Consider the following 24,207-nt stretch of genomic DNA (forward strand, 5'->3'; position numbering starts at 1 on the left):
ACCACTACGGCCAGCGGGCCGCCAATGAGATCACCCCGAGGCCGGCGAGGACCGCCAGCAGCAGGGCGTACCCGACGAAGCGGTCGGTCACCTCGGCATAGACCTTCTCATAGCCCACGGATCGCGCGATGGATCTGTAGACGTCCTTGAGCTGACCCAGCGACTCGGCGGAGAACTTCTCGCCGCCCGAGGCCTTGGCGACGGCGGCGAGCTCGTGGTGGTTGACGGGGACCGGTTGACGCTGACCGTCCTCCATCACATATCCGCCCGGGGTGCCGTAGGCGATGCTGTAGATCGGCACCCCCTGGCGGCCGGAGTCCTGGGCCGCCCCCAGTGACGGTCTGCCGACATTGGTGGCGCCGTCGGACAGCAGGACGATGGCGGCGGGGGGCTTGGTGCCCGGATGCTTCGGGTCGTCGGGGGCGAGCTTGAGGGCGTCCAGCGAGGAGTAGATGCCCTCCCCGATGGCGGTGGAGGGCTTCACCTCGAGGTTGTCGATGGCGGTGCTCACCACGGCCCGGTCGGTGGTCGGCGGGACCACCAGCTGCGCACTGGCGGCGAACTGCACCAGGGCCACGTTGAACCGGTCGGGAAGGTCGGAGAGGAAGGATTTGGCGGCCGACTGGGCGGCGTCCAGACGCGAGGGTTCCACATCGGTGGCGATCATCGAGCGGGACACGTCGATGGTGAGGACGATGGTGGCACGGTCCCGCGGCACCTCCCGGTAGTCCTGCGGCTGGGCGAAGGCCACCACGAGGGAGGCGATCGAGGCCACCGAGCAGCCGACCGCCAGGTGTCTCTTCCAGGCCTTGTCCTTGGGCAGCACGGCACGCAGGTTGATCCGGGTGACGGGCCCGCGGGGGGTCGTCCTGACCGACAGGGCCAGGTATCCGATCACCACGGCCGCAGGGACGAGCAGCCACCACAACCGACCCGGCCTCATGAAGTGGATGAGCTGGATCGCCAGCAGGACGTTCATCATGGCCACCTCGTCGCCATCGAGACCACGCCGAGGGCTGCGATGATCGCGAATCCGAGGGCGTAGAACGCCCACGTCGCGGTGATCTCCTTCTTGACCTGCTCATAACCCACCGAGCTGTGGACGTCCTGGTAGACCTGCTTGAGGTCGCCCGCGGATTCGGCGGTCCAGGTGCGGGCCTTGGTGCGCTGGGCGATCTTCGACAGAAGGCTGGTGTCGGGGGCCACCCGCTCGCGCTGACCGTCGACGTCGACGTATCCGGTCGAGGTGCCGAAGGCGATGGTGTAGACGGGAACCTTGGCCGACACCGCAGCATTCGCCTGGGTCATCGGATCGCTCCCATCGGTGTTGCCGCCGTCGGACAGCAGCACGACGGCCGCCGGTACCGGATCGGCGTCCTTGGCTCCCGGCGCCTGCTTGATCGCGGCCAGGGACTCCTTGAGGGCGTCGCCGATCGCGGTGCCCTCCTCGGTGCCCAGGGCGGAGATGGCACGCTCGGCGGTGGCCCGGTCGGTGCTGGGGGGCATCACCACCCGTGGGTGCCCCGAGACGGTGACCACCGCGACGTTGAACCCGGCGGGCAGTGAGTTGATGAATGTCACGGCCTGCTCCTTGGCGGCCGCCAGCCGGGTCGGATCGACGTCGCTGGCGGTCATCGACAGCGAGTTGTCGATGCCCACGACGATGGTCGCCCGTTCCCGGGGCACCTTCTCGGTGCCCATCGGGCGGGCCCAGGCGAAGGTGACCGAAGCCAGCGAACAGAGTGCCATGGCGACCGCGACGTGCCTCTTCCACTGGGACTGGGGGCGCACCACCGCCGCCAGGATGCCGGTGTTGGTGAATCTCATGCCGGTCCGGTTGCGGCGTCCCAGCACCACCAGGTAGAGGGCCAGCAGGACCGGGATCGCCAGCAGCGCCCAGAGCCTGCCCGGCTGGCGGACCTGCGGCAGCCCCAGCACCATCAGCTCCATGAGAGTCATCTCGCCACCCCCTGCGGGGGCTGGTGGAGCATCGAGGCGGTCCTGCGGTAGCCCAGCACGAAGCGGGCGATGTCGGTGACCCAGTCGGAGTCGGTCCGCAGCTGGATATGACCCGCCCCGGCCCGCCGGATCGCGGCGGCGACCCTCTCCCGCTGCGCCGATGAGGCGGCGTCCATCCGTTGCTTGGCGGCCGGATCGGCGGTGTTGATGTAGCGGGCGAAATCGGACTCGGGATCGCGGATGAGGATCTCCCCGACGTCGGGGAAGTCGAGTTCGGCGGCGTCGACCACCTCGATGCACAGCACCTGGTTGCGCACCGCCAGGCGGCGCAGCGAGCGTTCCCAGTCGGGGGGCACCGACGGGTCGAGCTCATGATCGGCGGGGGTGAGGAAGTCCGACGCCACCACCCTCATGCCGCGGCGCCGTTCGGTGCGGTTGAGTTGTTCAATGCCCTTGGCCAGAGTCATGTCCCCGGGGGCGTTGTCCGGCACGATGGGTTCATTGAGCATCGCCCGCAGTAGCCCGTACAGGGCCGTCCGGCCGCTGCGCGCCGGCATCCGACGCACTCCGTCGGCGCGCATGATGACTCCGCCGAACCGGTCGCCCATCCGCTGGGAGAGGAATCCGAGGGTGGCGACGCCGGCGATGCCCAGATCTCGCTTGGTCATGCCCTGGGTGCCCCAGTTCATCGAGGCCGTGACGTCGAGCAGCGCCCACACCTCGAGTTCGCGGTCGGCGATCGTGTCACGGACGTGGGGCTCGGTGGTGCGAGCAGTGACGGCCCAGTCCATCCTGCGGACGTCGTCCTGGCCGGGCTGGTAGGGGCGGGTGTCGTTGACGTCGGATCCGGGGCCGGGCAGCAGGCCGGCGTGGTCGCCGTGCAGGAATCCCTCCAGGCGGCGCACGATGGTCAGCTCGAGACGGCGCAGCGCCGCCTCGGGGGCCAGTTGGCTGAGCGGCACCGTCGCCCCGGTGGGGGGTTGCAGGACGGTCCGGGCCACTCCCACGTCGGGGCGGCCCGGCTCCGGCTGATGGAAGGCGGGTAGGGGTGGCATGACCGGCCTCAGCTGCGGTACTCGGGCTGGTAGCGGTGCTGGGTCCTGGCCTCTTTGCGCTGCTCGGCGTTCCACACGGGGGTGGGCGGGGGCACCATGGCCAGGATCCGCTCGATCACCTGGGGCGGTTCGATGTTGTCGGCGATGGCGTCGAACCCGAGCACCAGCCGGTGGGGCATCACATCCTTGGCAACGGCCTGCACGTCGGTGGGCAGCACGTAGTCGCGCCCGTGCACCAGGGCCAGGGCCCGGGCCGCCGACACCAGGCCGAGGGTGGCGCGCGGCGAGCAGCCGATCTGGATCACCGACTCGAGATCGGGCATGCCGAACTCGGCGGGAGTCCGGGTGGCCAGCACCAGGCGGACGATGTACTCGGCCACCAGGTTGTGCACGAAGACATCAGAGGCCATGTCCTGCAGCTCGATGACCTTGTCCGGAGTGAGCACCGGGCGGGGCCTCGGGGCGCGCACACTCATCCGTCGCAGGATCTCGAACTCCTCGTTGCCACGCGGATACGGCACGTCGATCTTGAGCAGGAAGCGGTCGCGCTGGGCCTCGGGAAGCGGGTACACACCCTCCGACTCGACCGGGTTCTGGGTGGCGATGACGCTGAAAGGCTTGTGGGCCGGGAAGGTCTGGCCGGCGATGGAGACCTGCTGCTCGGCCATCAGCTCAAGCATCGCCGCCTGCACCTTGGCGGGGGCGCGGTTGATCTCATCGGCGAGCACGAAATTCACGAAGACGGGCCCGAGTTCGATGTCGAAGGTCTCCTTGGAGGCCGAGTAGATGCGGGTGCCGACGATGTCGGAGGGCACCAGGTCCGGGGTGAACTGGACCCTGGCGAAGTCACCGCCGAGCACGGTGGCGAAGGAGCGCACGGCCAGGGTCTTGGCGACCCCGGGCACGCCTTCGAGAAGGATATGGCCGCGGGCCAGCACGCCGACCATGAGCTGCTCGACCATGTGCTCCTGGCCGACGATGACCTGCTGCACCTCCCCGATCGCCTTGCCGATGAGGGTGGCCGCCTCCTCATTGCTCATGGTGGCGTCAGCATTGCCGGTGCCGATGTTCTGGCCCGAGGAGAGGGGCGGCCGACGGCTCTCCTGCGGGACCGCCTGGGGCTTCGCGGAGTGCTGGGGGCCCGGCTGCGGAGGAGCCGGCTGCTGGGGCACCGGCTGCTGAGCCGGCTGCTGGCGAGCGGGCGGCGGCCATGCCCCCGGTTGGGGTTGTGCCTGCTGGGGACCTCCCGGCTGCGCGCCTGGTGTGCTCACTCGCGTTGCTCCTGCCTCGGCAGCCCCTGATGCCGCCGTACGGGTACGGTCCCCGCCACGATACCGCGCCCGGTGCGAGGCCCCTCCCGGGACTGTCCGGTGGCTCCGGCACGACGGCAATGCACGGCGGTGTGGTGAGATGGGGGTTGATGTCGACAACTTCTGGGCCAGGAAATCCTCCGGGCGGCGGTACCGGGGGCACTCCTGCGCCTTCTCCCCTGCTCGTCACCGATCCGCCCAGGGTCGGGGACTTCTGGCTCGACGCCCGGATGCTCGCCACCCCCGCCGGCGTCGCATTCATCGGCCACGACGACGCCGACACCCCGGTCCTTCTGCTCCTCCTGTCGGAGGGAGCCGCCGCCGATGCGGCCGCCCGCTCCCGGTTGAGCGGCGAGGTGAACCACCTCCATGCCGAGACAGTGGTCGCCCGCGGCGGAGAGGGCCAGGATGAGGGCCGGCTCGGGCACCTGTTCCGCAGCGAGGACGACGACCCGCAGGTGGCCGGGCAGGCGCCGCTGGCACCCTGGGTGGCACTGCTCAACGACGGCACGCCGGCGGCCTCGGCCGAGGGACTGCGCATCCTCCGGGCCGTGGATCTCACCATGACCGGCCAGCTCGGCGATCCCAGCGGCCCCGATTTCCGGCTGCACTGGATCGATCGGGACCGTCCGGGCACCTCGCGGACGTGGCCGTTGCCATGGCCGGGCCGCCAGGACAGGGCCGGCTGGTCGACGGTGGGCATCTCCTGGCTCATCATCATCACGATCGCCGCGCTGGGCCTGCTCATCGCGGTCCTGTTGTTCCAGAACATCCCGCCGAGCCCTCCCCCGCCTCCGGTGCCCACCTCGGCGTCCGGTTCGGGCGGCGGATCGGGCTCCCCCCAGTCCGGGTCTCCGAGCCCCGGATCGCCGTCATCGGGCTCGCCGTCGTCGGGCTCCCCATCCTCGGGGTCACCATCGCCCTCCGGCTCCTCCGGGTCCCCGTCTTCGGGGAGCCCGGATCAGAAGACGCCCAGCACTCCTCCGACCATGAACTCCCCGGGCGGCTCCGGCAGCTCCGGTTCAGCCACCCCCACGCCCACCCGCAACCAGAAACTCTGAGATGCCTGCTGTTGACCTCATCGCCTCCGACCTCGACCGCACCTTCCTGGGCGCCGACAAGCTGCCCTCGGCCGAGAACCTCCAGGCCGTCCGCGACGCGACCGACGCCGGTGTGAAGATGGTCTTCGCCACCGGCCGGCCGTACCGCTGGCTCGACGTGCTGGAGATCCTGGCACCTGTTCATCCCACGGTCATCTCCGCGAACGGCGCGGTGAGTGTCGACGTCGCCACCGGGGAGGTGCTGCACCAGCGCGGTTTCGACCTCGACGTGCTGCGCGGGATCGTCGACGATGTGCGGCGGGTGGTGCCCGGGGCCCTGTTCTGCACCGAGGAGGCGCGCACCTGGGGTGTCGAGCCCGGCTTCGACCGGTCGTTCGACAAGGGCCTGCCCGACGCCGAGGCGCCGATCGAGGATCTGTTGGCGGCCGGGCCTCAGGTGGTGAAGTTCCTGGTCAAGGCCTACGGCGTGCCCTCGGATGAGCTGTACGGGATGGTCGCTGCGGTGGTCGGCGACCGGGCGGTGACGACCTATTCCTTCCAGGGCCCCGACGGGATCCTGGAGATCTCGGCACCCGGCGTCACCAAGGGTGCTGCGCTGGCCCAGGTGTGCCAGGATCTGGACGTCGATCCGGCCCGGGCCGCGGCATTCGGCGACATGCCCAATGACGTGTCCATGCTCGACCTGGTGGGCCACCCCTTCGTGGTGTCCAACGGCCACCCCGATCTGCTGACCCGCGGGTACACGGTGGTGGGCCATCACGACGACAGTGCGGTGGGCCGGACCATCCAGCAGCTGCTCGCAGTCGACGGGCATCCAAGCCCGATGCGCTCGCCTCTGAGCGGCGCCCACTGACTTCCCGCTAGAGTGTGCGTGCCGCTGGGGGCGTTAGCTCAGCCGGTCAGAGCAGGGGACTCATAATCCCCGGGTCGTGGGTTCGAGCCCCACACGCCCCACCACCTGACATACCTAGTCAGGGCAGAGTTCGGCCCCCTCCCGAGTATCGCCGGGAGGGGCCGATCCTGTACCTGGCCACGGCCTGGCCACCGATGTACCGGAGTCGGTACCGGTCGCGGTGGGTATCGCTCCATCGCGGCCCAGAGTGGTCACGCACCTGTGCCCGTGCCCATCACCGCCCTGAGGGTGGACCCGAACCGCTCGGCAGCGTGCTCGGTGCCCGCGTCGGTCGGCTGGGCATAGGTCGAGTGGAAGGTGGCGACGTCATCGCCGATGACCGAGGCTCCATCGATGTCGGAGACCTCGGCGTCGGGGTAGTCCACGTTCAGCAGCCGGTCGATCTCTTCGGCCCAGTCCAGGCGGGTCCGCCGCGCCCGGGCATCGGCGTGGCGCCAGCCCGCCAACGGTTCGGTGCACATGAAGATCGAGCAGGTGCCGGCCCGCACGTACTCACAGTCCTCCCTGAGATCGGATCCCGGGCGGGCGGGCAGGGGCTCGCGGACCTCCCCGAGCAGCTGGTAGGGCTTCTCATCGAGGCAGATCACCGGGCGGGCCGGATCGTAGGGGCGGGCGTAGACATCCAGGACGTCCTCCATGCGGGCCACGAACTGCCCGTTGGCCTTCGGGGGGATCGTCGGCACTTTTTCAGATGAGGACGAAGTGCCGTTTTTTCAAGACCCGGCCGATGGTCGAGTGGTCCAGGTCGGGAATGTCGTCGGCCAGCCCGACGTGCTTCTCCAGCAGCCGCAGGCTCCAGCGGTCGTACCCGTCGGGAGGATCGGTGCAGGCCATCGCGATGATCCTGGCCTCCACCTCGCCGGTGACCTTCGGGTCGACCGGCGGGCGCTCGCGCCGTCTGCGGCGGATCGTGGCCTCCACGTCCTGGCCGAGGCCGGCATGGACCAGCGCCACCTTACGGATCGTGTCGAGGGCCACCCCGACCCGATCGGCGATCTGGGACTGGGTGGCCACCGGCCCCCGACGGTCGGGATCGTTCTCATCGAGTTCCAGCAGGATCCGGGCCCGCCGGACCTGCTGGGCCGGATGCGATCCGGTACGAACCAAACGTCTCAACATGGCCCTGTCAGCCTCATCGAGCCGGACCGGGTGCGCTTTCGCCCGTGACATCACTGCCTCGATCCTGACGGCCCGAAGAGGGGAAGGGGACCGTCACCACTCGTCATACACGACCAAACCCGCCAGTTAGCGGCGACACTCTACTAGGTCTTGGGCAGGCCAGTTAGGGGCGCCTCTGGAATCCGGGCGGCGTCGGACGGCGGCCGGAGCGCCGGTCCCTGGTGAGGGACGCGGGATCTGCCCAGCGGGAGCTGATCCCGCGTTCCTTGCAGAATGCTGCGATGTCGGAACCGAGCAGACGGCTGGTCTTTTGGAGGTTCGAGGCTGTGGGGCGCCGGTGAAGGCGATCATCCTGCCAGTCGATCCAGCCTATGAAGGCCGTCTTGTCGGCTTCCTCGACCTCGTTGCGCATGGTCCTGGGGATCTCGTGGGGCGGGACCCAGGCACGTACTTTGGCGTGGATGGCGCCAGCGTCAGCGGCTTGAAGGAGTTCGCTGGTGGGCCAGGGACGGTTGCCCGAGTGGCCGATACCGAGCACGGCCAGCAGGGCTTTGTAGGTGGAGCGGTCGAGCAGCGCGGAGGCCCAGAGCATTCCACGAGGGCCCTGGTCAACCTGGTAGATGGCAGACCAGCCGGAGGTGCCGACGTGGGCGATGAGAAGGTCATGAGGCGGGTCGTTCTCGGCGGTGAGGAGGCTGTCGAACTCGTGGCGGGTTGCTCCGACAGTGAGGGTGAAGCGGTAGAGGACTCGTTGGCCTCCGGCGGCTCTGGTGCGGTTCAGAGCGTCTGTGATTTGTGGAAGGTCTGTCATTGCTGGTTCCCCCGGGTGTGAGTGGTACTCCTTCTTGCGTGATTGTGCGCCGTTGAGGTGGGGGCGGGGGGCGGATTTCAGAAGGTCCTCGGTGAGGTAACAGTGGCGTGTCAGGAGCTTCTGGGGACCATAAGTCCGTTCCAACAGGTCGAGGGCCTTGTCGGCGCTGGTGTAGCCAGCCACGTCGAACAGCGTCGCTGCGTCGTCGATGTCACGTGTGGCCCCGTCCGGAATGGAGCTTCATGGCCAGCAGATACTCCGGTGAAGCCACTTGGACCAGCAGAGAGTCGGATTCGTAGACGATCCGCGCCTCGGCGTCGTTGATTCAGTTTGCGCTGGTCCAGTTCGGCCGACAGCTCATCGAACAAGTCGTGCAACTGGTCTGCGCTGAAGTCGGGCCCCTCGCCGTCACTCATGCGCGGTTGAGCGCATTCGCGCTGATGAAGACGCCACGGCGCCGGAATGCCGGCGGCGACTGCCTGTCAGCCTCGGCGTAGAAGGACGGAGACTGAGCCGGGTACCAGTGCTCAGGCGTACCGATTCTTCCTGCGCAGTGAGGTGTCGGCCTGCGGGCCCGGGGAAGGTCCTGGTGGCCCGTCTCTGCTCCGCTACGATCTCGGCGTCCGCACACGCCCAGAACGCCTTCGATGTGCTGGCCGACCCGTTCAGCGGACAGGTCCGGGGGGCTCCATGTGCGGGCTGGGCAGGAGGTTGCACCGGGCGCCCGCGACTGAGCCCGGCAGATCCGGCTGGACGGGCTGCTAACAAAGGGCCCCGCTCAATGGCGCGAACTGATATCCCCCGGTGCCGACGGGAACCGGACCATGGACCATGTATGTCAGGCTGGCCGTCTCCTGGAACCCATGGGCGCGAGCCCAAGCCAGTAGCTCGTGATGGTTGGCCCAGATCTGCAAGGTGATCGGTTCCTGGGCACCCTGGCACAGTGCCGCCAGGACCCGTGAGGCTGCCGACGGGCTGCGAGCTGTCAGCGGACCAACCAGGGACCCGGCACCGTGGTCACGGATCCCTCCGAAGCCGAGGATCTGGCCGTCCTGCGATGTGTCGACGACCATGCGCCGCGATATCTGCATCGCTATGGCCATGGCTTCGCCTCGTGGCCAGCCATAGGCGGTTGTGTCCAGTGACGCCATGGCCGCGAGGTCGTGGCTGCAGCCCGGCCTGACAGATGGGAGATTGATATCGGCGGACGGGCCGTCGAAATGGTCTGCGTGGAGTTGGATGATGCGCCCACGCGGGATGAATCCGATACGGCGGTACACGGGAGCCCCCATCGACGTGGCGGCGAGGGCGAAGGACCGTACCGGCAGTCTGGCCATCGCGTGGCGCATCATGGAAGTGCCGATGCCCCTCCTCTGGTAGGTGTCTTTGACCAGCAGCATTCCCAGAACGCACACGTCTCCTTGACGGATGGTGGTGATCGTGGAGACAAGCTCGTCGTCTACGTACAGGGCGAAGCAGGCTCCTTGATGGAGCAGAGCCTTCCATTCAGGCTCGTGGATGGTCCAGCCTCGACTCCTCGCCAGGTCCAGAGCATCATGGAGCGCCTCACGTGTCAGTTCTTGGATACCAGTCAGCTTTTCCGATGCATGCATGGGAATAGTGTTCCCACCCTCCGGTCAGGCGGGCCAGATGGTGGTGGGCATCCAGTAGCGGCGCACGATCCCGCCGTCGGGGCCGGCTCCGCGATCGTGCAGCACCCCTGCGCAGTTCTCGATGACCCCGATCGAGGCGGTGTTGTCATCGTCGCAGGTGACCAGGGCCGGATCGATGCCCATCCGGGCGCAGGCGGCCAGCGCCCGCCGGAGCAGATCCGTGGCGTATCCGTGACGCCGCCACTCCGGGCGCACCCCGTATCCGATGTGGCCGCCGAACCGGCGCAGGACGTCGTTGAGCTCGTGACGGATGCTCACCCGTCCGATGAGCCGACCATCCACCTCGGCGACGAGGAAGGTGGCGGGGACGTATCCGGGCGTCAGACCCTCGCCGTGCTCCTGGGAGCGGATGCGCGCCACGAAGTCGGGCCACGGCTCGTTCTCGCGCCGGTCGGGCAGGAACTGGAAGTGCTCCGGGGCCAGCTCCTGCTCGGCGGCCAGCGCCTCGGCCCGGTCGGCCGCCGTCAGGGGGCGCAACGTCATGGATGGTCCATCGCTCATGGCTCGACAATAGGCGCCGAGGCTTCCCGTAGTGTTCAGTCGACCCTGTCAGCCCGTCATCGGGGGCCTGTCGCACGACCGAGCGCCACATGCTGGCCGACCCCCGGGACCTGAACGCGCTGCGGGGCGGGGCCCGAAGGCCCCGCCCCGCAGGCGGCTCAGTGATCCTGGAGGGTTGGGATCACTGCCTGGATGACGACTCCGTCGACGATTCGCCCGATCCCTCGGACACAAGGACGCCGGTCTCTTCGGGCCTCCCGGATGCGCCGGACTCGACGGCCTCGGACTCCGCGGCGGAGATCTCCTTGGCTCGACGGGTGGCGTCGAGCCTGGCGGCCTCAGCGATCCGCTGCTCCTCGGTGTCGTAGACGGTGGTGCGCAGCGGCTTGTTCGTGATGAAGAGGGTCAGCAGCACGGCGATCACGATGAATGGCACGGCGGTCCAGAACACCGAGTGCATCGAGTCGGCCATTCCGTCGCGCACGGCGGTCAGCATCATGGGCGGCAGCTTGCCGATCTTGGAGGTGTCCAGCGCCGAACCCGCGTCGATGGATCCGCCTGAAGCGACGAGCTTCGCCCGCGCGGCGGCGGGTAGGTGGCTCATGATGTTCGCCTGGAGCCCCGAACTCATCACGGTTCCGAGGACTGCTGTGCCCACGGTCGAGCCGAGGTTGCGGAAGAACTGCACCGCAGAGGTCGCGATGCCCATCTCGGCCCGCTTGGCGTTGTTCTGCACCACCAGGGTGAAGACCTGCATGGACAGGCCCAGACCGATGCCGATGACCACCAGCAGGCCCGACAGGGTCAGCTTCGAGGACTCAGCGCTCAGCGTGGTGAGCCCCAGGTAGCCCAGCAGCATGACCACCAGGCCGCCGATCATGAATCCCTTGTACCGGCCGGTCTTCGTGATGAGCATGCCGACGCAGATCGACACGATGATCATGGCGATCGACAGCGGCATGAGGATGACGCCGGAGTTCGTCGCCGACGCGCTGAGCACCACCTGGGCGAAGACCGGGATGTAGATGATCGCCCCGAACATGGCCACCGACAGCAGGAAGGAGGCCAGCACCGACAGGGTGAAGATGTTCTGGCTGAACAGGCGCAGCGGCAGCAGCGGGTTGACCGCCTTGAACTCGGCCCACACGAACAGGCCCAGGAGGACGGCACCTGCGGCGTACATGCCGATGATCGTGGCCGAGCCCCAGGCGTACTGGTTGCCGCCCCAGGTGGTGGCCAGCAGGATCAGGACGAGGGCCGGAACCAGAGCCAGCGAGCCCCACAGGTCGAACGTGGTCCTCGACGCGGTGCGCGGCAGGTGGAGGAACCGGATGATGAAGTACAGCGCGACCAGGCCGATCGGGATCGGCAGGAAGAACAGCCATCGCCAGTTCATGTTGTCGGTGATCCAGCCGCCGGCGAGCGGGCCGAGCACCGAGGTCACACCGAAGACGGCGCCCATGATGCCCTGGTACTTGCCGCGGTTCCGCGCCGGGATGATGTCACCGATGATGGTCTGGGACAGCGGCTGCAGGCAGCCCATCCCGATGCCCTGCACGGCGCGGGCACCGACCAGGAACCAGAAGCTCTGCGCGAATCCCGACAGCAAGGATCCGCACATGAAGACCACCAGTCCGGCGATGTAGAAGCCCCGGCGGCCGTACATGTCCGACAACTTGCCGACGATCGGCACAACGATGGCCGAGGCCAGCATGGCCGCCGTCGCGATCCAGGAGTAGTGCGCCATGCCCCCCAGCTGTGCGACGATCCTCGGCATCGCGGGCCCGACGATCGTCTGGCTGATGGAGCTCACCAGCATGCCCAGGATCAGCCCCAGGAAGACGTTGCGCTGGGCGGAACTCATCCTGAACCCGCCCGCAGCGTCACCCGGCCCGGCAGCATCATTGCGCGCCCCCTGGGCGCTCACTGCACTACTACTCACGTGTGTCTCCTCCAGAACATAGACGGCCGCGGACATTCGTCCGCGGCGACCGGGACGACTATACTCCGACTTGCAGTGCATGCAAGATTGCAGATTCTGAATTTTCGGAGGTGTGCCACAGATGACCGACGGTTCCGTGACCGAGGTCCGGCCCGAGGGCTCCGGGCGAACGGCCCGACAGCCCGAAGGTCTCAGGGAGCAGAAGAAGCGCAGGACCCGGGAGGAGATTCACCGCGCGGCTCTCGAGATGGTGCTTGACGACGGTCTTGAGAACGTGACGGTCGATCAGATCGCCGAACGGGTGGGCATCTCCCAGCGCACCTTCTTCAACTACTTCCCGAACAAGGAGGCCGCGATCATCGGCCTGCGACCGGACGCGGCCGAGCAGTATGCCCGGACCTTTCTCGCCAGGCCCGCCGACGAGCATGCCTGGGATTCCGTCGTGCAGTCGGTCCGCGAGGCGCTCAACCGCGATCCGGAACAGCACCGGATGCGCCGGGCCGTGCTCTTCAGGCATCCGGAACTCATGCGGGGCCTGCTCACAATCTTCCACGAGCTCCGCGACGCCGGGGCCGAGGCCCTGGCGGCCAGGATGGAGGCCCAGGGCATAGATCCCCAGGAGGCGCGGCGGCTGGCGATCGTCTATATCAATCTTTCCAGCACGCTGCTGATGAGCGCCGCCCAGCTCTCCCACGAGGAGCACACCAGCTCCGACGAGGCCCTTGACAGAGTCCTCACCATCATCGCGATGACCGGCTGAGGTCTGTGACGACCGCCCGGTGCGAGGCACTCATAGATTGGCTCGATAGACTGTCGCATCGTGCCAGCCAGTGACAATCAGCCGCAGGACGGCCCCCGGGCTCTCGGCAGCAATTACCTGCTCCACAGCCTCATCGGATCGGGGGCCATGGGTCAGGTGTGGCGTGCCAAGGATCGGGCGGGACGGCCCTACGCCGTCAAGATGCTGCTGCCGGTCCTGGCCAATGATCCGGAGATCGTCCGCAGGTTCGTCACCGAGCGTTCCATCACCCTCCAGATCAACGATCCTCACGTGGTGCGGGTGCGTGACATGGTGGTCGAGGGCCAGACCCTGGCGATCGTGATGGATCTGGTCAACGGCACCGACCTCAAGACGAAGCTGGCGACCAACGGCCCGCTCCCTCCGGCCGAGGTCGCATACCTCGGCGCCCAGATCGCCGGCGGGCTGGCCGCGGTCCACGCCAAGGGAATCGTCCACCGGGACGTCAAGCCGGCGAATGTGCTGCTGACACCCGGTCCTCCCGAGACCGCCCGGCTCACCGACTTCGGCGTCTCCTTCCTCCAGGACGCCTCTCATCTCTCGCACATCACCGCGGTGGTGGGCACCCCGAACTACGTCGCCCCGGAGATCGTCCTCGGCAAGCGACCGGTCCCGGCCTCCGATCTCTACTCCCTGGGCATCATGCTCTACGAGCTGGTGTGCGGCATCACGCCCTTCGCGACGGGCTCGACCATGACGGTGCTGCGCGGCCACTGCGAACTCACCCCCGGCCGTCCCGACGGATTCCCCGAACCGCTGTGGCGCGTCGTCGCCTGGCTGCTGTCCAAAGACCCTGACCAGCGACCCGAGAGCGCCCGCCAGATCGCCGTCTCCCTCGAGCAGATGATTCCGGGCCTGGTGGGCGTCGCCCCGCTGCCACGTCTGACCACGCCGCCCCGCGCCGTCCCGCTGCCGCTGGGCGCCCAGGCCTGGCAACCGACCTCTTTCTCGTCGGCCGCCGCCGCGGCCCCCGTCGTCCCCGATGCGGCCGACACCGTGCTCCGTCCGAGCCCGGTCTCCCAGTCGAGCCCGCCGGCGCTGCAGAGCCCGGTCTCCCAGCCCTCCCCCGTCTCACCGGCCGAGCCGGCGCAGCTGCCGGCGGAGCCTAGCGCTCCGCGCAGCCGGAAACCCGGCAAGGGACTGCGCCGCACCGTCCTGGCCGCCGGTATCTCCGCCCTGGTGATCGCCGGGGCCGGTGGCGGATACCTGCTCTCGCAACACTCCTCCGACGGAGCCGATCCGGTGCCCACAGCCACCACGGGTCCGGCCTCCCCCTCCCAGACCCCGACGCCGAGCAGGACGCCCACTCCCACCGCGACATCGCCCACGACGCCCCGGCCGAGCGTCATCGACGCGTCCACATCGGCCTACAGGAATGCTCGGTACGGATTCAGCTTCACCGCCCCGGTCGGATGGACACGCACCGACAACGCCGACGGAAGCGTCACCATCACCTCGGCCGACAAGAAATCCACGATCCGCGGTTACGGCACCCGTGACACCCTGTCCTCCTGCGGTGGTCGCGCCGACGCCTGCCTGGAGAAGGCCAAGGCGGCCTACAAGGCCTCCGGCGCCACCGTCACGTACTGGCAGTGGGGAGCCCAGGACGGGAACTGGTACATCGTCTCGGGAGTGCGCTCGAACGGCACGGCCTACTATGAGCGGCGCGTCATCGGGAAGGCCTCGAGCAATGTCCTGGTCGCCGAAACGGCCGGGAGCAAACAGGTCGGCGCGGCCGCCAACGCGGCCTCGTCCAGCTTCAAGGCGGGAAACCTGGACGTCACCCACTGAGTCGCGTGACCCGTCGCGGGCGCCGGCCAGCTCATTGCAGTCCCGTTCTCGCCGCCTTGAGAACCGCATCGGTCAGTCTGGCGAGCCTGAGACTTCGCACCGACCAGCACTGCCAGAAGAGTTCCACATCCCAGTGCTCCGGCCTCAGCCGCACCAGCGACCCGTCCGTCAAGGACGCCCCCAGCTGCGGCTGAGGAATCAGGCCCCACCCCAGACCGGCTCGCACGGCCGCCAGGAATGCCTCCGAGGAGGGGAACCGGTGTGCCCGAGCCGGTCGTCCCGCTCCCACAGACGCCAGGAATGTGCGCTGCATGGCGTCCTTGGCGTTGAACTCCACCACCGGCAGGGTGCCCAGATCCTCGGGAGGATCGCCTCCTTCCAGCAACTGCGGAGCCGCCACGGGGATGTATCGCAGCACCCCGAGACGTCTGGACCGGCATCCCGCGGCGGCTCTCGCGGAGGTGGTCACCGCAGCCATCGCCTCGCCCCTCTGGAGCACCTCGCGGGAGTACTCCTCATCCTCGATCTGCACCTGGAGCTGGTTGTCTGCCCACGTGGCGGCCTCGGCCAGGACATCGCGGAACCAGGTGGCCAGCGAGTCGGCATTGACGACCAGGCCGAGAGGGCGCGAGGCGAGCCCGGCCAGAGCGCTGGACGCCTCTGTCTCCACCTCGTCGAGTTGACGGGCCAGCCGGGCCGCCACGACGCCCGCCTCGGTCGCCGAGCATGGACGGCCGCGCACGACGAGGATCTGCCCGGCCTCGGCCTCCAGAGCCTTGATCCGCTGGCTGACTGCCGACGGGGTGAGTTGCATCCGGTCGGCGGCGGCGCCGAAGCTGCCCTCGTCGAGAAGGACGGCCAGCGTGCGAAGATGCTCCCGGTTCATGAAGCAATGCTAAACACAGTGAAGAAAGTGTGACTGTACTTCATCGGTTCACTGTCCTAGCGTCCCCATTCGTGACAACCTACTTCACGGGCCTTCTGACGGGCCTCGGCCTCATCGTGGCCATCGGCGCGCAGAACGCCTACATCATCCGGCAGGGGGTCCGCCGCGCCGGGATCGGCGGGATCGTGCTCATCTGCATCCTCAGTGACGTCGTCCTCATCCTCGCCGGCACGGCCGGGATCGGCGTGCTGGTGGCGCGTGCCGGCTGGCTTCTGCAGATACTTCGCTGGGCCGGCGCCGGCTATCTCGTGTGGTTCGCGATCGCCAGCCTGCGATCAGCGTCCCGACCCGCGGCTCTGCTGGCGGCCGGGCCGACTCGCAACCACCGGGTGTATCTCACCGCGCTGGCACTGACCTGGCTCAATCCGCACGTGTATCTGGACACGGTGATCCTGCTCGGGTCGCTGGCCAACCAGCACGGGCCCGACCACCGCTGGGTCTTCGCCGCCGGCGCGGTCACCGGCAGCGCGGTGTGGTTCTCCGGGCTGGGATTCGGGGCGCGGGCGATGGCCGGTCCGCTGTCGAGGGCCAGCGTATGGCGGGCCCTCGACCTGGTGATCGGCGTGACGATGCTGATCCTGGCCGCACGCCTGCTGATGTCGCGACCCGGCTGATCAGCAGGCGGCTCTGCGGGCCCAGGGACTCGCATCCAGATCGGCGGGAGTCGCTGCCTCCGGATCCGTGACGGACTCCAACCACACCCGATGCAGCCGGTCATCGCCGGTCTCCTCGGGATGGAAGGAGTAGCCGGTGACCGCACCCTGCCGGACTCCGATGATCCTCCCGTCCTCCAGACGCGAGATGACCTCGATCTGCGGGCCGGCCCACGTCACCAGAGGCGCGCGAATGAAGGTCGCTGGCACCGGAGCGTCGAGACCGCGCACTCTCACCGAGGTCTCGAAGGAGTCGAGCTGAGTGCCGAAGGCATTGCGACGGACGGTGACGTCGAGGGCTCCGAGGGTCTGCTGACCCTCCGCGGCGTCCTCCACCCGTGCCGCCAGGTAGATGAGCCCGGCACAGGTGGCCAGGACCGGCAGGCCGTCGGCGATCGCCCCAGCCAGCGGCCCGGCCAGCCCGAAGGCCCGCGCCAGTTTGTCGAAGACCGTCGACTCGCCGCCGGGCAGCACGATGGCGTCCAGCCCTGCCAGGTCGACGGGCCGGCGCACCGGGACCGTGACGGCACCGAGCCGGGTCAGGGCGGCAACGTGCTCGGAGATCCCGCCCTGGAGGGCCAGGACGCCGATCCTCACCATCCTCGTTCCGCCAGCCTGTGCGGAGCGGGCACGTCGGCGACGTTGATGCCCACCATCGCCTCCCCCAGGCCCCGGGACACCTCGGCGACGGTGGCCGGATCGTCGTGGAAGGTCGTGGCCTTGACGATCGCCGCGGCGCGGGCCGCAGGGTTGCCCGACTTGAAGATCCCCGAACCGACGAACACCCCCTCCGCCCCCAGCTGCATCACCAGAGCGGCATCGGCCGGGGTGGCCACTCCCCCGGCCACGAAGAGCACCACCGGCAGGCTGCCGGTCACGGCGACCTCCCGTACCAGGTCATAGGGGGCGCCGAGCTCCTTGGCGGCCACGTAGAGTTCGTCGGCGTCCATGCCGGCCAGTCTGTGAATCTGGCCGCGGATCGTACGAAGGTGCCTCACGGCCTCGGAGACGTCACCGGTCCCGGCCTCTCCCTTCGAGCGGATCATCGCGGCCCCCTCGGTGATGCGGCGCAGCGCCTCGCCGAGGTTGGTGGCCCCGCACACGAAGGGCACGTCGAAGGCCCACTTGTCGATGTGGTTGGCGTAGTCGGCGGGGCTGAGCACCTCGGACTCGTCGATGTAGTCCACCGTGAGCGACTGCAGCACCTGCGCCTCGACGAAATGGCCGATCCTCGCCTTGGCCATCACCGGGATGGACACCGCCTCGACGATCCCCGAGATGAGGTCGGGATCGCTCATCCGCGCCACCCCGCCCTGGGCGCGGATGTCGGCGGGGACCCGTTCCAGGGCCATCACCGCGCTGGCCCCGGCGTCCTCGGCGATCCTGGCCTGATCGGGCGTCACGACATCCATGATCACCCCGCCCTTGAGCATGTCGGCCAGGCCGCGCTTGACCCTGGTGGTGCCGGATTCCGCAGCTGCGCCGGACGTGATCGTGGATGCGGCCCGTGCCGCAGTGGTCTCAGATGCCATGTGGCAATCACACTCCCCTCAAGTGGACCATTCCAAGATCCAAACCTTCCTACTTCCAATGGTCCACATTGAGCCAGAATGACCCTGTGCGCAGAGAGCTCGTGGTCAACATCCCCGTCCGGGTCGACCGCTCCGACGAGAGACGCCTGCCGGTCCAGCTGGCCGACGGCGTCCGGGATCTCATCGCCTCGGGCGTGCTCGGCCCCGGGGACGCCCTGCCGAGCACCCGGTCGACCGCCCGACGCCTGAGCGTGTCGCGGGGCACCGTGACCGCGGCCTTCGATCAGCTCCAGGCCGAGGGGTATCTGGTCGCGGCCCACGGCTCGGGCACCAGGGTGAATCCCGACCTGGAGAAGCTCCACGCCGAGCACCGGCCCCGCCCGGCCCCACCGGTGGCACAGCCCCCGGCCGTGGTGGACCTGCGCCCCGGAATCCCCGACACCTCCACTCTGGCCGACCCGGCCTGGCGGGGCGCCTGGCGGGAACAGGTCTCACGCCCCGGCGTCGTGCCCGCCGATCCGCTGGGCGATCCCGGCCTGCGCCTCGAGATCTGCGATCACCTGAGGAGGATGCGGGGCCTGGTCACGTCGCCGGACCGGATCGCGGTGACGGCCGGGTCCCGCGAGGGCCTCGCCGCGCTGCTCAGGGTCTGGGACCGGGACCGACCCCTGGGGATCGGCGTGGAGTCCCCCGGCTACCCGAGCCTGCGACGGGTACCGACCGCGCTGGGCCACCGCACCGTCGACCTGCCCACCGACGCCGGCGGCCTGCGTACTGCCGATCTGCCGGAATCAGGGCTCGACGCGGTGCTGGTGACCCCGAGCCACCAGTATCCCTACGGCGGGTCTCTGGCGGCCCCCCGGCGTCTGGAGCTGGTGGCCTGGGCTCGGGACCACGGCGTCTGGCTGATCGAGGACGACTTCGACTCCGAGCTGCGCCATGTCGGCCAGCCGCTGCCCGCGCTGGCGGCCCTGGCGCCCGACAGCACAGTGCTCCTCGGCACCTTCTCCTCAGTCCTGACGCCGTCACTGGCCTGCGGCTATGTGGTGCTGCCCACCACTCTGGTGGCACCCGTGCGGAGACTTCGCGAGGCCCTGGGCCAGCCGGTCGGCGGGCTCGTCCAGGGAGCCCTGGCGCGGTACATGGCCACCGGCGCGCTGCGCCGCCGGACCCAGCGACTGCGCCAGATCTACCGGCGTCGGCGCGGTCTGGTGATGGAGGTCCTGGGCGGGTTGCCGGGAAGCCGCCTCCAGCCCATCAACGGCGGCCTGCAGGCCGTGCTGGTGTGCTCCGCCGACGAGGATGCGCTGGTGGACGGCTGCACGGCAGCCGGCGTCGGCGTCGTTCCGCTGTCGGCCTACTGGGGCGGGCAGGGCGCCGGATCCGGCCTGGTGGTCGGGTTCGGCGCCCATGACGACGCCACTCTGGTGACCTGTCTGGAGCAGGTGGCGGCGGTGGTACGAGAACTCAGCAGGGTCGGGCTCAGTGGATCCAGTCCGGAGTCAGGGTGAACCTCGCCTGCTGGCCGGAGCGGACCTGGCCGGGCACCTGGGTGGCGTGGATGATCGCGATGATGAACAGGACCAGTGCGGCGAGCACGCCGACGTAGGGCACGCAGAGCACGATGAGCCGGATCAGCTGGAAGCTGAGATTGTCGGCATGGGCCTTGCGCACGGTCGGCGCACAGTTGTCCTTGCAGGACAGGAAGTAGATGAGAGCCGGGATCCACCCGAAGAATGCCGACAACCACAGGTTCGGGGCGACATTGCTCATGCCGCCGTCGGCGGGCATGTTCGGCCCGTAGCCCTGGGCGTACGGCTGCTGTACCGGAACCGGGACCTGCCCGTACGGGTTCTGGCCATAGGGATCCTGTCCGTACGGGCCCTGGGGGTAGGGCTGGCTCGCGGCGTAGGGGTCGACGGTCGGCTGCTGGGCGTAGGAGCCCGGGGTGCTGCTCGGGTCCCCGGCGTAGGGATCGACGATCGGCTGCTGAGCGCCGTTCGGCTGAGCACTGTACGGCTGAGCACTGTACGGCCCCTGGCCCGCCGACGCCTGGGAGTACGGGTCCTGGGGACCGGCCCCGTTGGCGCTCCCGTAAGGATTCTGACTCATCTTCGATTCCCTTCCGCCGTCGGACCCCGGCCCGTGCTTGTCCATGGGTATCTTGCCTCATCAGAGGTCAGTCCGCAGCCTGACGACCTTCCCGGACGAGTTGTGCGGGCGACGTGTACAGACGAGGGGGCGCCCGCCGCTCCGGCGGCCGCCCCCTCGTCGAGCGGCCCGGCGGCCGCCGATCCGTATCAGTCGAGCAGTCCCTCGTACAGGGCGGTGGACTGGTAGCGCTCGGCCGTGTCGGCGATGATCGCGACGATGGTCTTGCCGGCGTTCTCGGGCCGGGCGGCCAGCTGGCCGGCGGCCTGCAGGGCACCGCCGCCGGAGATACCGGTGATGATGCCCTCCTCGGAGGCGGCGCGCCGGGCCAGAGCGACGGCCTCGTCGCCGGGCACCAGCAGGATCTCGTCAACGACGGACCTGTCCAGATTCTCCGGCACGAATCCCGGGCCCCAGCCCTGGATCTTGTGGGGTGCCTTCTGGCCCTTGGTGATCACCGGGGACTCGGCGGGCTCAGCGCCGATGACCTTGATCTGCGGGTTCTTCTCCTTGAGATAGTGGCCCGCGCCCGAGACGGTGCCGCCGGTGCCGATTCCCGCGAGCAGGATGTCGACGCTGCCGTCCGTGTCCTCCCAGATCTCCTCGCCGGTCCTCGCGTAGTGGATCTCGGGATTGGCGGGGTTGTCGAACTGGCTGGCCAGAATCGATCCCGGAGTCTCCTTGACGATCTCGCCGGCCTTGACGTTGGCGCCGGGCACACCGTCGGCACCGGGGGTGAGGACGAGTTCGGCGCCGAGCAGTCGCACCAGCGAGCGGCGCTCCTTCGACATGGTCTCGGGCATCGTGATGATGACCCGGTAGCCGCGGGCGGCGCCGACCAGGGCCAGCCCGATGCCGGTGTTGCCCGAGGTGGCCTCCACGATGGTGCCGCCCGGCTTGAGAGCGCCGGACTCCTCGGCTGCGTCGACGATGGACCTGGCGATGCGGTCCTTGACGCTGGAGGCCGGGTTGAAGAACTCGAGCTTGGCCAGGATGGTGGCCTTCGAGTCCGGGAACAGCCGGTTGATGCGAACCAGCGGGGTGCCGCCGATGGTCTCGGTGATGTCCTTGGCGATCTTGGCCATGTCTGCGTTGTCCTTACCTGTGTGTGATGAATCCGTCAACGGGCGCGGATTCCTTGCTGCGAATCGTGTTGCTCTCGCACCGAAAAGGTGTCGAGACACCGGATGACAAACCGGTGGGGTCCGGGTACGGCTCATTCGCCCGACTCGGGGGCGGGGAGCCGGATTCAGGCTGCCGGCGACTGCGAGGGACTCAGCGACGAGCCCGATGGGTCAGCTTCGACAACAGGGGCGCGAGCACATGGACATCGACATCGCGGCCGCGCACTGAGCGTTCTGCAAGCCTGCGGAGCGAATGTCGTCCACCTCGAAACCTTTCCCCTGTGCCACTTTCCGTGGCGCCGTTGACAATGTAAGCACAGGCCGTCGGCAATTCCAAGACACCTCTCACATTCTTCCATAGTGTGAGATCCAGTCTCACTCTCCGATACCCAGGTGTTCCGCTCCGATCCTTCGCGCCAGCTCCTCCAAGAACCGGGCCACTCCGGGCGGCGCGTCGCACAGCACGTCGGCACGACCGGCCACCGTGGGCTGCTCGGCCGACCAGGACACCACCCTGGCGCCGTGACCGCCCTTCTCGATCAGTCCGGCCACCACATCCAGAGCCGGAAGGTCGCCGAGATCATCGCCGCACATGAGCACTGTCGAGGGGCGGGTCCGTTCGACAAGACCGGTCAGGGCATCCGCCTTGGTGGTGTGCCAGGCGGTGAGCTCGACCACCTCGCGGCCCTCCTCGATGAAGAGCCCCAGTTCCCGACCCAACCTCCTGGCGGTCGGAGCCAGGACGCTCCAGGCCAGCTCACGGTCGGCGGCCCGGCGGGTGTGCAGGGCCACCGCTCCCTCCTTGACCTCGACCATCGTGCCGACGGTTCCGGGATCCGAGGAGGCGGCGACGACCACGGCATGCTCCAACCGACGTCTCGCCTGCTCCACCACGGGCGGCGCCTCGGGGATGTGCATCCGGCCGGTGGCGGCGTCGTAGCTCTCAACCCCGTACTGGCCCAGGATGACGATCCGGTCGAGGCCGGGCCGGTCCAGATCCAGCATCTGCCGGGCCCGCCGCACCGGGCGCCCGGTGATCACCGCCAGGGTGGCGACCCGGTTGTTGAGCAGTTCCAGCGCCGCCCGGGCCTGCGGCAGGACCTCCGCGTCATCGGGGTCCTCGACGATGGGGGCCAGGGTGCCGTCGAGATCCATGGCGAGAAGGGTGCCGTCGGGGTCCGCGGCCGCCGCGTCAAGGACGGCGCGACCGGCCGAGGAGGTGGCGATCCACCCGCCGGTCGGCGGTGCAGGTGGCTCGGGCGAGGTCGCGGTGGCAGGCACCTCACCATCGTCACACATCGTGACGGTCCGGGTGTCCGGCATTGCGGACCCGGCCACCCTCGAGGTCACGCCCGGGGCCGCGCGTGACCTCGTTGGTACGGTGGTGTCGGCGCGTCCGAACGGGATTGCCCGGACCCGTCCGTCCCGATCCCGGGCGCATCGACCGAAGGGGGCCACATGTCCGAATCTGTCCAGGAGACCGCGAAATTCATCGTCGTCGCCAATCGGCTGCCCGTTGACAGGATCGTCAACGATGACTCGACGGTGGACTGGAGATCCTCCCCGGGCGGTCTGGTGACGGCCCTGGAACCCGTCATGCAGGCTCGCGGGGGGGCATGGATCGGCTGGCACGGCGCGGCCGACGAGCAGGTGGAGCCCTTCCACCATGACGGCTACGACGTCATCCCGGTCGCCCTCTCGGAGCTCGAGGTGGAGCGCTACTACGAGGGCTTCTCCAACGCGACGCTGTGGCCGCTCTACCACAACTGCATCGCCGAACCCGTCTTCCACCGCGAGTGGTGGGACGCCTACCGCCGGGTGAACAGGCGCTTCGCCCAGGCGGCCGCCGACCGCGCCGAACACGGCGCGACGGTCTGGGTGCAGGACTACCAGCTCCAACTCGTCCCCCAGCTGCTGCGTGAGATGCGACCGGACCTGCGGATCGGGTTCTTCCTCCACATCCCCTTCCCGCCGATCGAGCTGTTCAATCGGTTGCCCTGGCGCAACGGCATCATCAACGGCCTGCTCGGCGCCGACCTGGTCGGATTCCAGACTCCCGGACACGGCTCCAACTTCCTGCGCCTGGCGCGCCGGCAGCCCGGCATCGAGGGCGCCAGGGGCCGGGTCCACCTCTCCGACGGGCGCATGGTGACCGCCAAGGCCTTCCCGATCTCGATCGACGCCGCCGGAATGGCCGAACTGGCGAACTCCCCGAAGGTGCAGGCGGAGGCCCGCAAGCTGCGCGCCGACCTCGGCGATCCGTCCACCATCCTCTTCGGGGTCGACCGCCTCGACTACAGCAAGGGGCTGCGCAACCGGGTGCGAGCAGTCGGCGAGCTCTTCGACAGCGGCGAGCTGAACCCGGAGGAGGTGGTCTACCTCCAACTGGCCACTCCGTCGCGAGAACGGGTCGAGGAGTACCGGATCCTGCGCGACGACATCGACCTGCTGGTGGGCCGGATCAACTCCAAGAGCGCCTCCCTGGCCCGCAGCGCCGTCAATTACCGGTACACCTCGGTGCCCCGCGAGACTCTCACCGGGATGTACCAGATCGCCGACGTGATGCTCGTCACGCCGCTGCTGGACGGGATGAATCTGGTCGCGAAGGAGTACCTGGCCTGCCGGTCGCGCAGCGACTCCGCGCTGGTGCTCTCCGAGTTCGCCGGAGCCGCGCTGGAACTCAAGCAGGCCTACATGGTCAATCCCTATGACATCGACGGGATGAAGGCGACCATCCTGCGCGCGGTCCACGACTCGCCGCGGGTCAAGGCTCGCAAGATGCGCGCGATGCGCCGGCAGGTCTTCGAGCACGACATCGACCTGTGGGCCGACTCCTTCCTCAATCAGCTCGAGGGGGAATGACCAGG

At 68.7% G+C, this 24,207-nt stretch carries 23 protein-coding genes and 1 tRNA gene; 8 read left to right on the top strand and 16 right to left on the bottom strand.

The window, feature by feature from the left end:
* Positions 1–4 precede the first annotated feature (4 nt).
* From JS278_RS09245 to JS278_RS09260, 4 genes are read right to left on the bottom strand one after another with little or no spacing between them, the layout of a single operon-like run.
* A complete protein-coding gene (locus tag JS278_RS09245) occupies positions 5–979 on the bottom strand; it encodes a VWA domain-containing protein (RefSeq protein ID WP_425451502.1) in 975 nt (324 codons plus the stop codon).
* Positions 979–1,950 carry a VWA domain-containing protein gene (locus JS278_RS09250; protein WP_114044921.1) on the bottom strand — a complete coding sequence of 324 codons (972 nt, stop codon included), beginning with the start codon at positions 1,948–1,950 and terminating at the stop codon, positions 979–981. Before JS278_RS09250 ends, JS278_RS09245 begins: the two co-directional genes overlap by 1 nt.
* A 5-nt stretch (positions 1,951–1,955) precedes the next feature.
* On the bottom strand, positions 1,956–3,014 hold the full coding sequence (locus JS278_RS09255; protein WP_114044922.1) for a DUF58 domain-containing protein: 1,059 nt from the start codon (positions 3,012–3,014) through the stop codon (positions 1,956–1,958).
* Positions 3,015–3,022: 8 nt separating this feature from the next.
* Positions 3,023–4,054, bottom strand: coding sequence for an AAA family ATPase (locus JS278_RS09260; protein ID WP_114046234.1), 1,032 nt, complete (start codon positions 4,052–4,054; stop codon positions 3,023–3,025).
* Positions 4,055–4,434: 380 nt separating this feature from the next.
* Between JS278_RS09260 and JS278_RS09265 the strand changes: the two genes are divergently transcribed.
* The 3 genes from JS278_RS09265 (at position 4,435) to JS278_RS09275 (ending at position 6,342) form a co-directional block, all read left to right on the top strand.
* Complete coding sequence (locus JS278_RS09265; protein WP_425451432.1) at positions 4,435–5,385, top strand: hypothetical protein; 951 nt, start codon at positions 4,435–4,437, stop codon at positions 5,383–5,385.
* A 1-nt stretch (position 5,386) separates the two neighbouring features.
* Entirely contained in the window at positions 5,387–6,238 is an 852-nt protein-coding gene (locus tag JS278_RS09270) for an HAD hydrolase family protein (RefSeq protein WP_114044923.1), read from the top strand.
* Between the two features lie 27 nt (positions 6,239–6,265).
* Positions 6,266–6,342: transfer RNA gene (locus JS278_RS09275), tRNA-Ile, on the top strand.
* A 147-nt stretch (positions 6,343–6,489) separates the two neighbouring features.
* Here the strand turns inward: JS278_RS09275 and JS278_RS09280 are convergent.
* From JS278_RS09280 to JS278_RS09310, 6 genes are all read right to left on the bottom strand, one after another.
* Positions 6,490–6,981 (bottom strand): hypothetical protein, encoded by a 492-nt coding sequence (locus tag JS278_RS09280; RefSeq protein WP_114044924.1) that lies wholly within the window; start codon positions 6,979–6,981, stop codon positions 6,490–6,492.
* A 4-nt stretch (positions 6,982–6,985) separates the two neighbouring features.
* Entirely contained in the window at positions 6,986–7,417 is a 432-nt protein-coding gene (locus JS278_RS09285) for a helix-turn-helix domain-containing protein (protein WP_220149951.1), read from the bottom strand.
* Positions 7,418–7,580: 163 nt separating this feature from the next.
* On the bottom strand, positions 7,581–8,411 hold the full coding sequence (locus JS278_RS15825; protein WP_147243177.1) for a DUF6037 family protein: 831 nt from the start codon (positions 8,409–8,411) through the stop codon (positions 7,581–7,583).
* 578 nt (positions 8,412–8,989) lie between these two features.
* Positions 8,990–9,841, bottom strand: a complete 852-nt coding sequence (locus JS278_RS09300) for a GNAT family N-acetyltransferase (protein ID WP_114044928.1) — start codon at positions 9,839–9,841, stop codon at positions 8,990–8,992.
* Positions 9,842–9,865: 24 nt separating this feature from the next.
* A complete protein-coding gene (locus JS278_RS09305; RefSeq protein ID WP_114044929.1) occupies positions 9,866–10,402 on the bottom strand; it encodes a GNAT family N-acetyltransferase in 537 nt (178 codons plus the stop codon).
* A 181-nt stretch (positions 10,403–10,583) separates the two neighbouring features.
* Positions 10,584–12,344: an MDR family MFS transporter gene (locus JS278_RS09310; protein ID WP_245935071.1), complete on the bottom strand. Its 1,761-nt coding sequence runs from the start codon at positions 12,342–12,344 to the stop codon at positions 10,584–10,586.
* A gap of 121 nt (positions 12,345–12,465) precedes the next feature.
* Between JS278_RS09310 and JS278_RS09315 the strand changes: the two genes are divergently transcribed.
* Entirely contained in the window at positions 12,466–13,104 is a 639-nt protein-coding gene (locus JS278_RS09315) for a TetR/AcrR family transcriptional regulator (RefSeq protein ID WP_114044930.1), read from the top strand.
* A 60-nt stretch (positions 13,105–13,164) separates the two neighbouring features.
* Positions 13,165–14,934 (top strand): serine/threonine-protein kinase, encoded by a 1,770-nt coding sequence (locus JS278_RS16580; RefSeq protein ID WP_114044931.1) that lies wholly within the window; start codon positions 13,165–13,167, stop codon positions 14,932–14,934.
* A 31-nt stretch (positions 14,935–14,965) separates the two neighbouring features.
* Here JS278_RS16580 and JS278_RS09325 read toward each other — a convergent pair whose 3' ends face one another.
* Positions 14,966–15,820, bottom strand: a complete 855-nt coding sequence (locus JS278_RS09325) for an ArgP/LysG family DNA-binding transcriptional regulator (protein WP_114044932.1) — start codon at positions 15,818–15,820, stop codon at positions 14,966–14,968.
* 71 nt (positions 15,821–15,891) lie between these two features.
* Between JS278_RS09325 and JS278_RS09330 the strand changes: the two genes are divergently transcribed.
* The gene (locus JS278_RS09330; protein ID WP_114044933.1) at positions 15,892–16,494 is read left to right on the top strand and encodes a LysE/ArgO family amino acid transporter; all 603 of its coding nucleotides are present in this window, start codon (positions 15,892–15,894) and stop codon (positions 16,492–16,494) included.
* On the opposite strand, the gene pdxT is transcribed toward JS278_RS09330, so the two are convergent.
* The gene (gene pdxT, locus JS278_RS09335; protein ID WP_114044934.1) at positions 16,495–17,133 is read right to left on the bottom strand and encodes a pyridoxal 5'-phosphate synthase glutaminase subunit PdxT; all 639 of its coding nucleotides are present in this window, start codon (positions 17,131–17,133) and stop codon (positions 16,495–16,497) included.
* Positions 17,127–18,065, bottom strand: a complete 939-nt coding sequence (pdxS, locus tag JS278_RS09340; protein ID WP_220149952.1) for a pyridoxal 5'-phosphate synthase lyase subunit PdxS — start codon at positions 18,063–18,065, stop codon at positions 17,127–17,129. Before pdxS ends, pdxT begins: the two co-directional genes overlap by 7 nt.
* A gap of 86 nt (positions 18,066–18,151) precedes the next feature.
* On the opposite strand from pdxS, the gene pdxR reads away from it, so the two are divergent.
* Positions 18,152–19,576: a MocR-like pyridoxine biosynthesis transcription factor PdxR gene (pdxR, locus tag JS278_RS09345; RefSeq protein ID WP_181833686.1), complete on the top strand. Its 1,425-nt coding sequence runs from the start codon at positions 18,152–18,154 to the stop codon at positions 19,574–19,576.
* Here the strand turns inward: pdxR and JS278_RS09350 are convergent.
* The 3 genes from JS278_RS09350 to otsB form a co-directional block, all read right to left on the bottom strand.
* The gene (locus JS278_RS09350) at positions 19,548–20,177 is read right to left on the bottom strand and encodes a hypothetical protein (protein ID WP_147243178.1); all 630 of its coding nucleotides are present in this window, start codon (positions 20,175–20,177) and stop codon (positions 19,548–19,550) included. The genes pdxR and JS278_RS09350 overlap by 29 nt on opposite strands.
* Before the next feature lie 188 nt (positions 20,178–20,365).
* On the bottom strand, positions 20,366–21,301 hold the full coding sequence (cysK, locus tag JS278_RS09355) for a cysteine synthase A (RefSeq protein ID WP_114044937.1): 936 nt from the start codon (positions 21,299–21,301) through the stop codon (positions 20,366–20,368).
* Positions 21,302–21,715: 414 nt separating this feature from the next.
* On the bottom strand, positions 21,716–22,621 hold the full coding sequence (gene otsB, locus JS278_RS09360) for a trehalose-phosphatase (RefSeq protein ID WP_181833687.1): 906 nt from the start codon (positions 22,619–22,621) through the stop codon (positions 21,716–21,718).
* A 177-nt stretch (positions 22,622–22,798) separates the two neighbouring features.
* Here otsB and JS278_RS09365 point away from each other — a divergent pair, with 177 nt between their 5' ends.
* Positions 22,799–24,202, top strand: coding sequence for an alpha,alpha-trehalose-phosphate synthase (UDP-forming) (locus tag JS278_RS09365; RefSeq protein ID WP_114044939.1), 1,404 nt, complete (start codon positions 22,799–22,801; stop codon positions 24,200–24,202).
* The last annotated feature ends 5 nt before the right edge of the window (positions 24,203–24,207 follow it).

The sequence above is a fragment of the Acidipropionibacterium virtanenii genome, assembly GCF_003325455.1.
Lineage (GTDB): Bacteria > Actinomycetota > Actinomycetes > Propionibacteriales > Propionibacteriaceae > Acidipropionibacterium > Acidipropionibacterium virtanenii.

Excerpts from the sequence above, each read along its gene's own strand:
- JS278_RS09255 (WP_114044922.1), bottom strand. The coding sequence starts at position 3,014 with ATGCCACCCCTACCCGCCTTCCATCAGCCGGAGCCGGGCCGCCCCGAC.
- JS278_RS09265 (WP_425451432.1), top strand. The coding sequence starts at position 4,435 with ATGTCGACAACTTCTGGGCCAGGAAATCCTCCGGGCGGCGGTACCGGG.
- JS278_RS09260 (WP_114046234.1), bottom strand. The coding sequence starts at position 4,054 with ATGAGCAATGAGGAGGCGGCCACCCTCATCGGCAAGGCGATCGGGGAG.
- JS278_RS09305 (WP_114044929.1), bottom strand. The coding sequence starts at position 10,402 with ATGAGCGATGGACCATCCATGACGTTGCGCCCCCTGACGGCGGCCGAC.
- JS278_RS09250 (WP_114044921.1), bottom strand. The coding sequence starts at position 1,950 with ATGGAGCTGATGGTGCTGGGGCTGCCGCAGGTCCGCCAGCCGGGCAGG.
- JS278_RS09245 (WP_425451502.1), bottom strand. The coding sequence starts at position 979 with ATGAACGTCCTGCTGGCGATCCAGCTCATCCACTTCATGAGGCCGGGT.
- cysK (WP_114044937.1), bottom strand. The coding sequence starts at position 21,301 with ATGGCCAAGATCGCCAAGGACATCACCGAGACCATCGGCGGCACCCCG.
- JS278_RS09365 (WP_114044939.1), top strand. The coding sequence starts at position 22,799 with ATGTCCGAATCTGTCCAGGAGACCGCGAAATTCATCGTCGTCGCCAAT.
- JS278_RS09285 (WP_220149951.1), bottom strand. The coding sequence starts at position 7,417 with ATGTTGAGACGTTTGGTTCGTACCGGATCGCATCCGGCCCAGCAGGTC.
- pdxT (WP_114044934.1), bottom strand. The coding sequence starts at position 17,133 with ATGGTGAGGATCGGCGTCCTGGCCCTCCAGGGCGGGATCTCCGAGCAC.
- JS278_RS09315 (WP_114044930.1), top strand. The coding sequence starts at position 12,466 with ATGACCGACGGTTCCGTGACCGAGGTCCGGCCCGAGGGCTCCGGGCGA.
- pdxS (WP_220149952.1), bottom strand. The coding sequence starts at position 18,065 with ATGGCATCTGAGACCACTGCGGCACGGGCCGCATCCACGATCACGTCC.
- JS278_RS09270 (WP_114044923.1), top strand. The coding sequence starts at position 5,387 with ATGCCTGCTGTTGACCTCATCGCCTCCGACCTCGACCGCACCTTCCTG.
- JS278_RS09325 (WP_114044932.1), bottom strand. The coding sequence starts at position 15,820 with ATGAACCGGGAGCATCTTCGCACGCTGGCCGTCCTTCTCGACGAGGGC.
- JS278_RS09300 (WP_114044928.1), bottom strand. The coding sequence starts at position 9,841 with ATGCATGCATCGGAAAAGCTGACTGGTATCCAAGAACTGACACGTGAG.
- JS278_RS09350 (WP_147243178.1), bottom strand. The coding sequence starts at position 20,177 with ATGAGTCAGAATCCTTACGGGAGCGCCAACGGGGCCGGTCCCCAGGAC.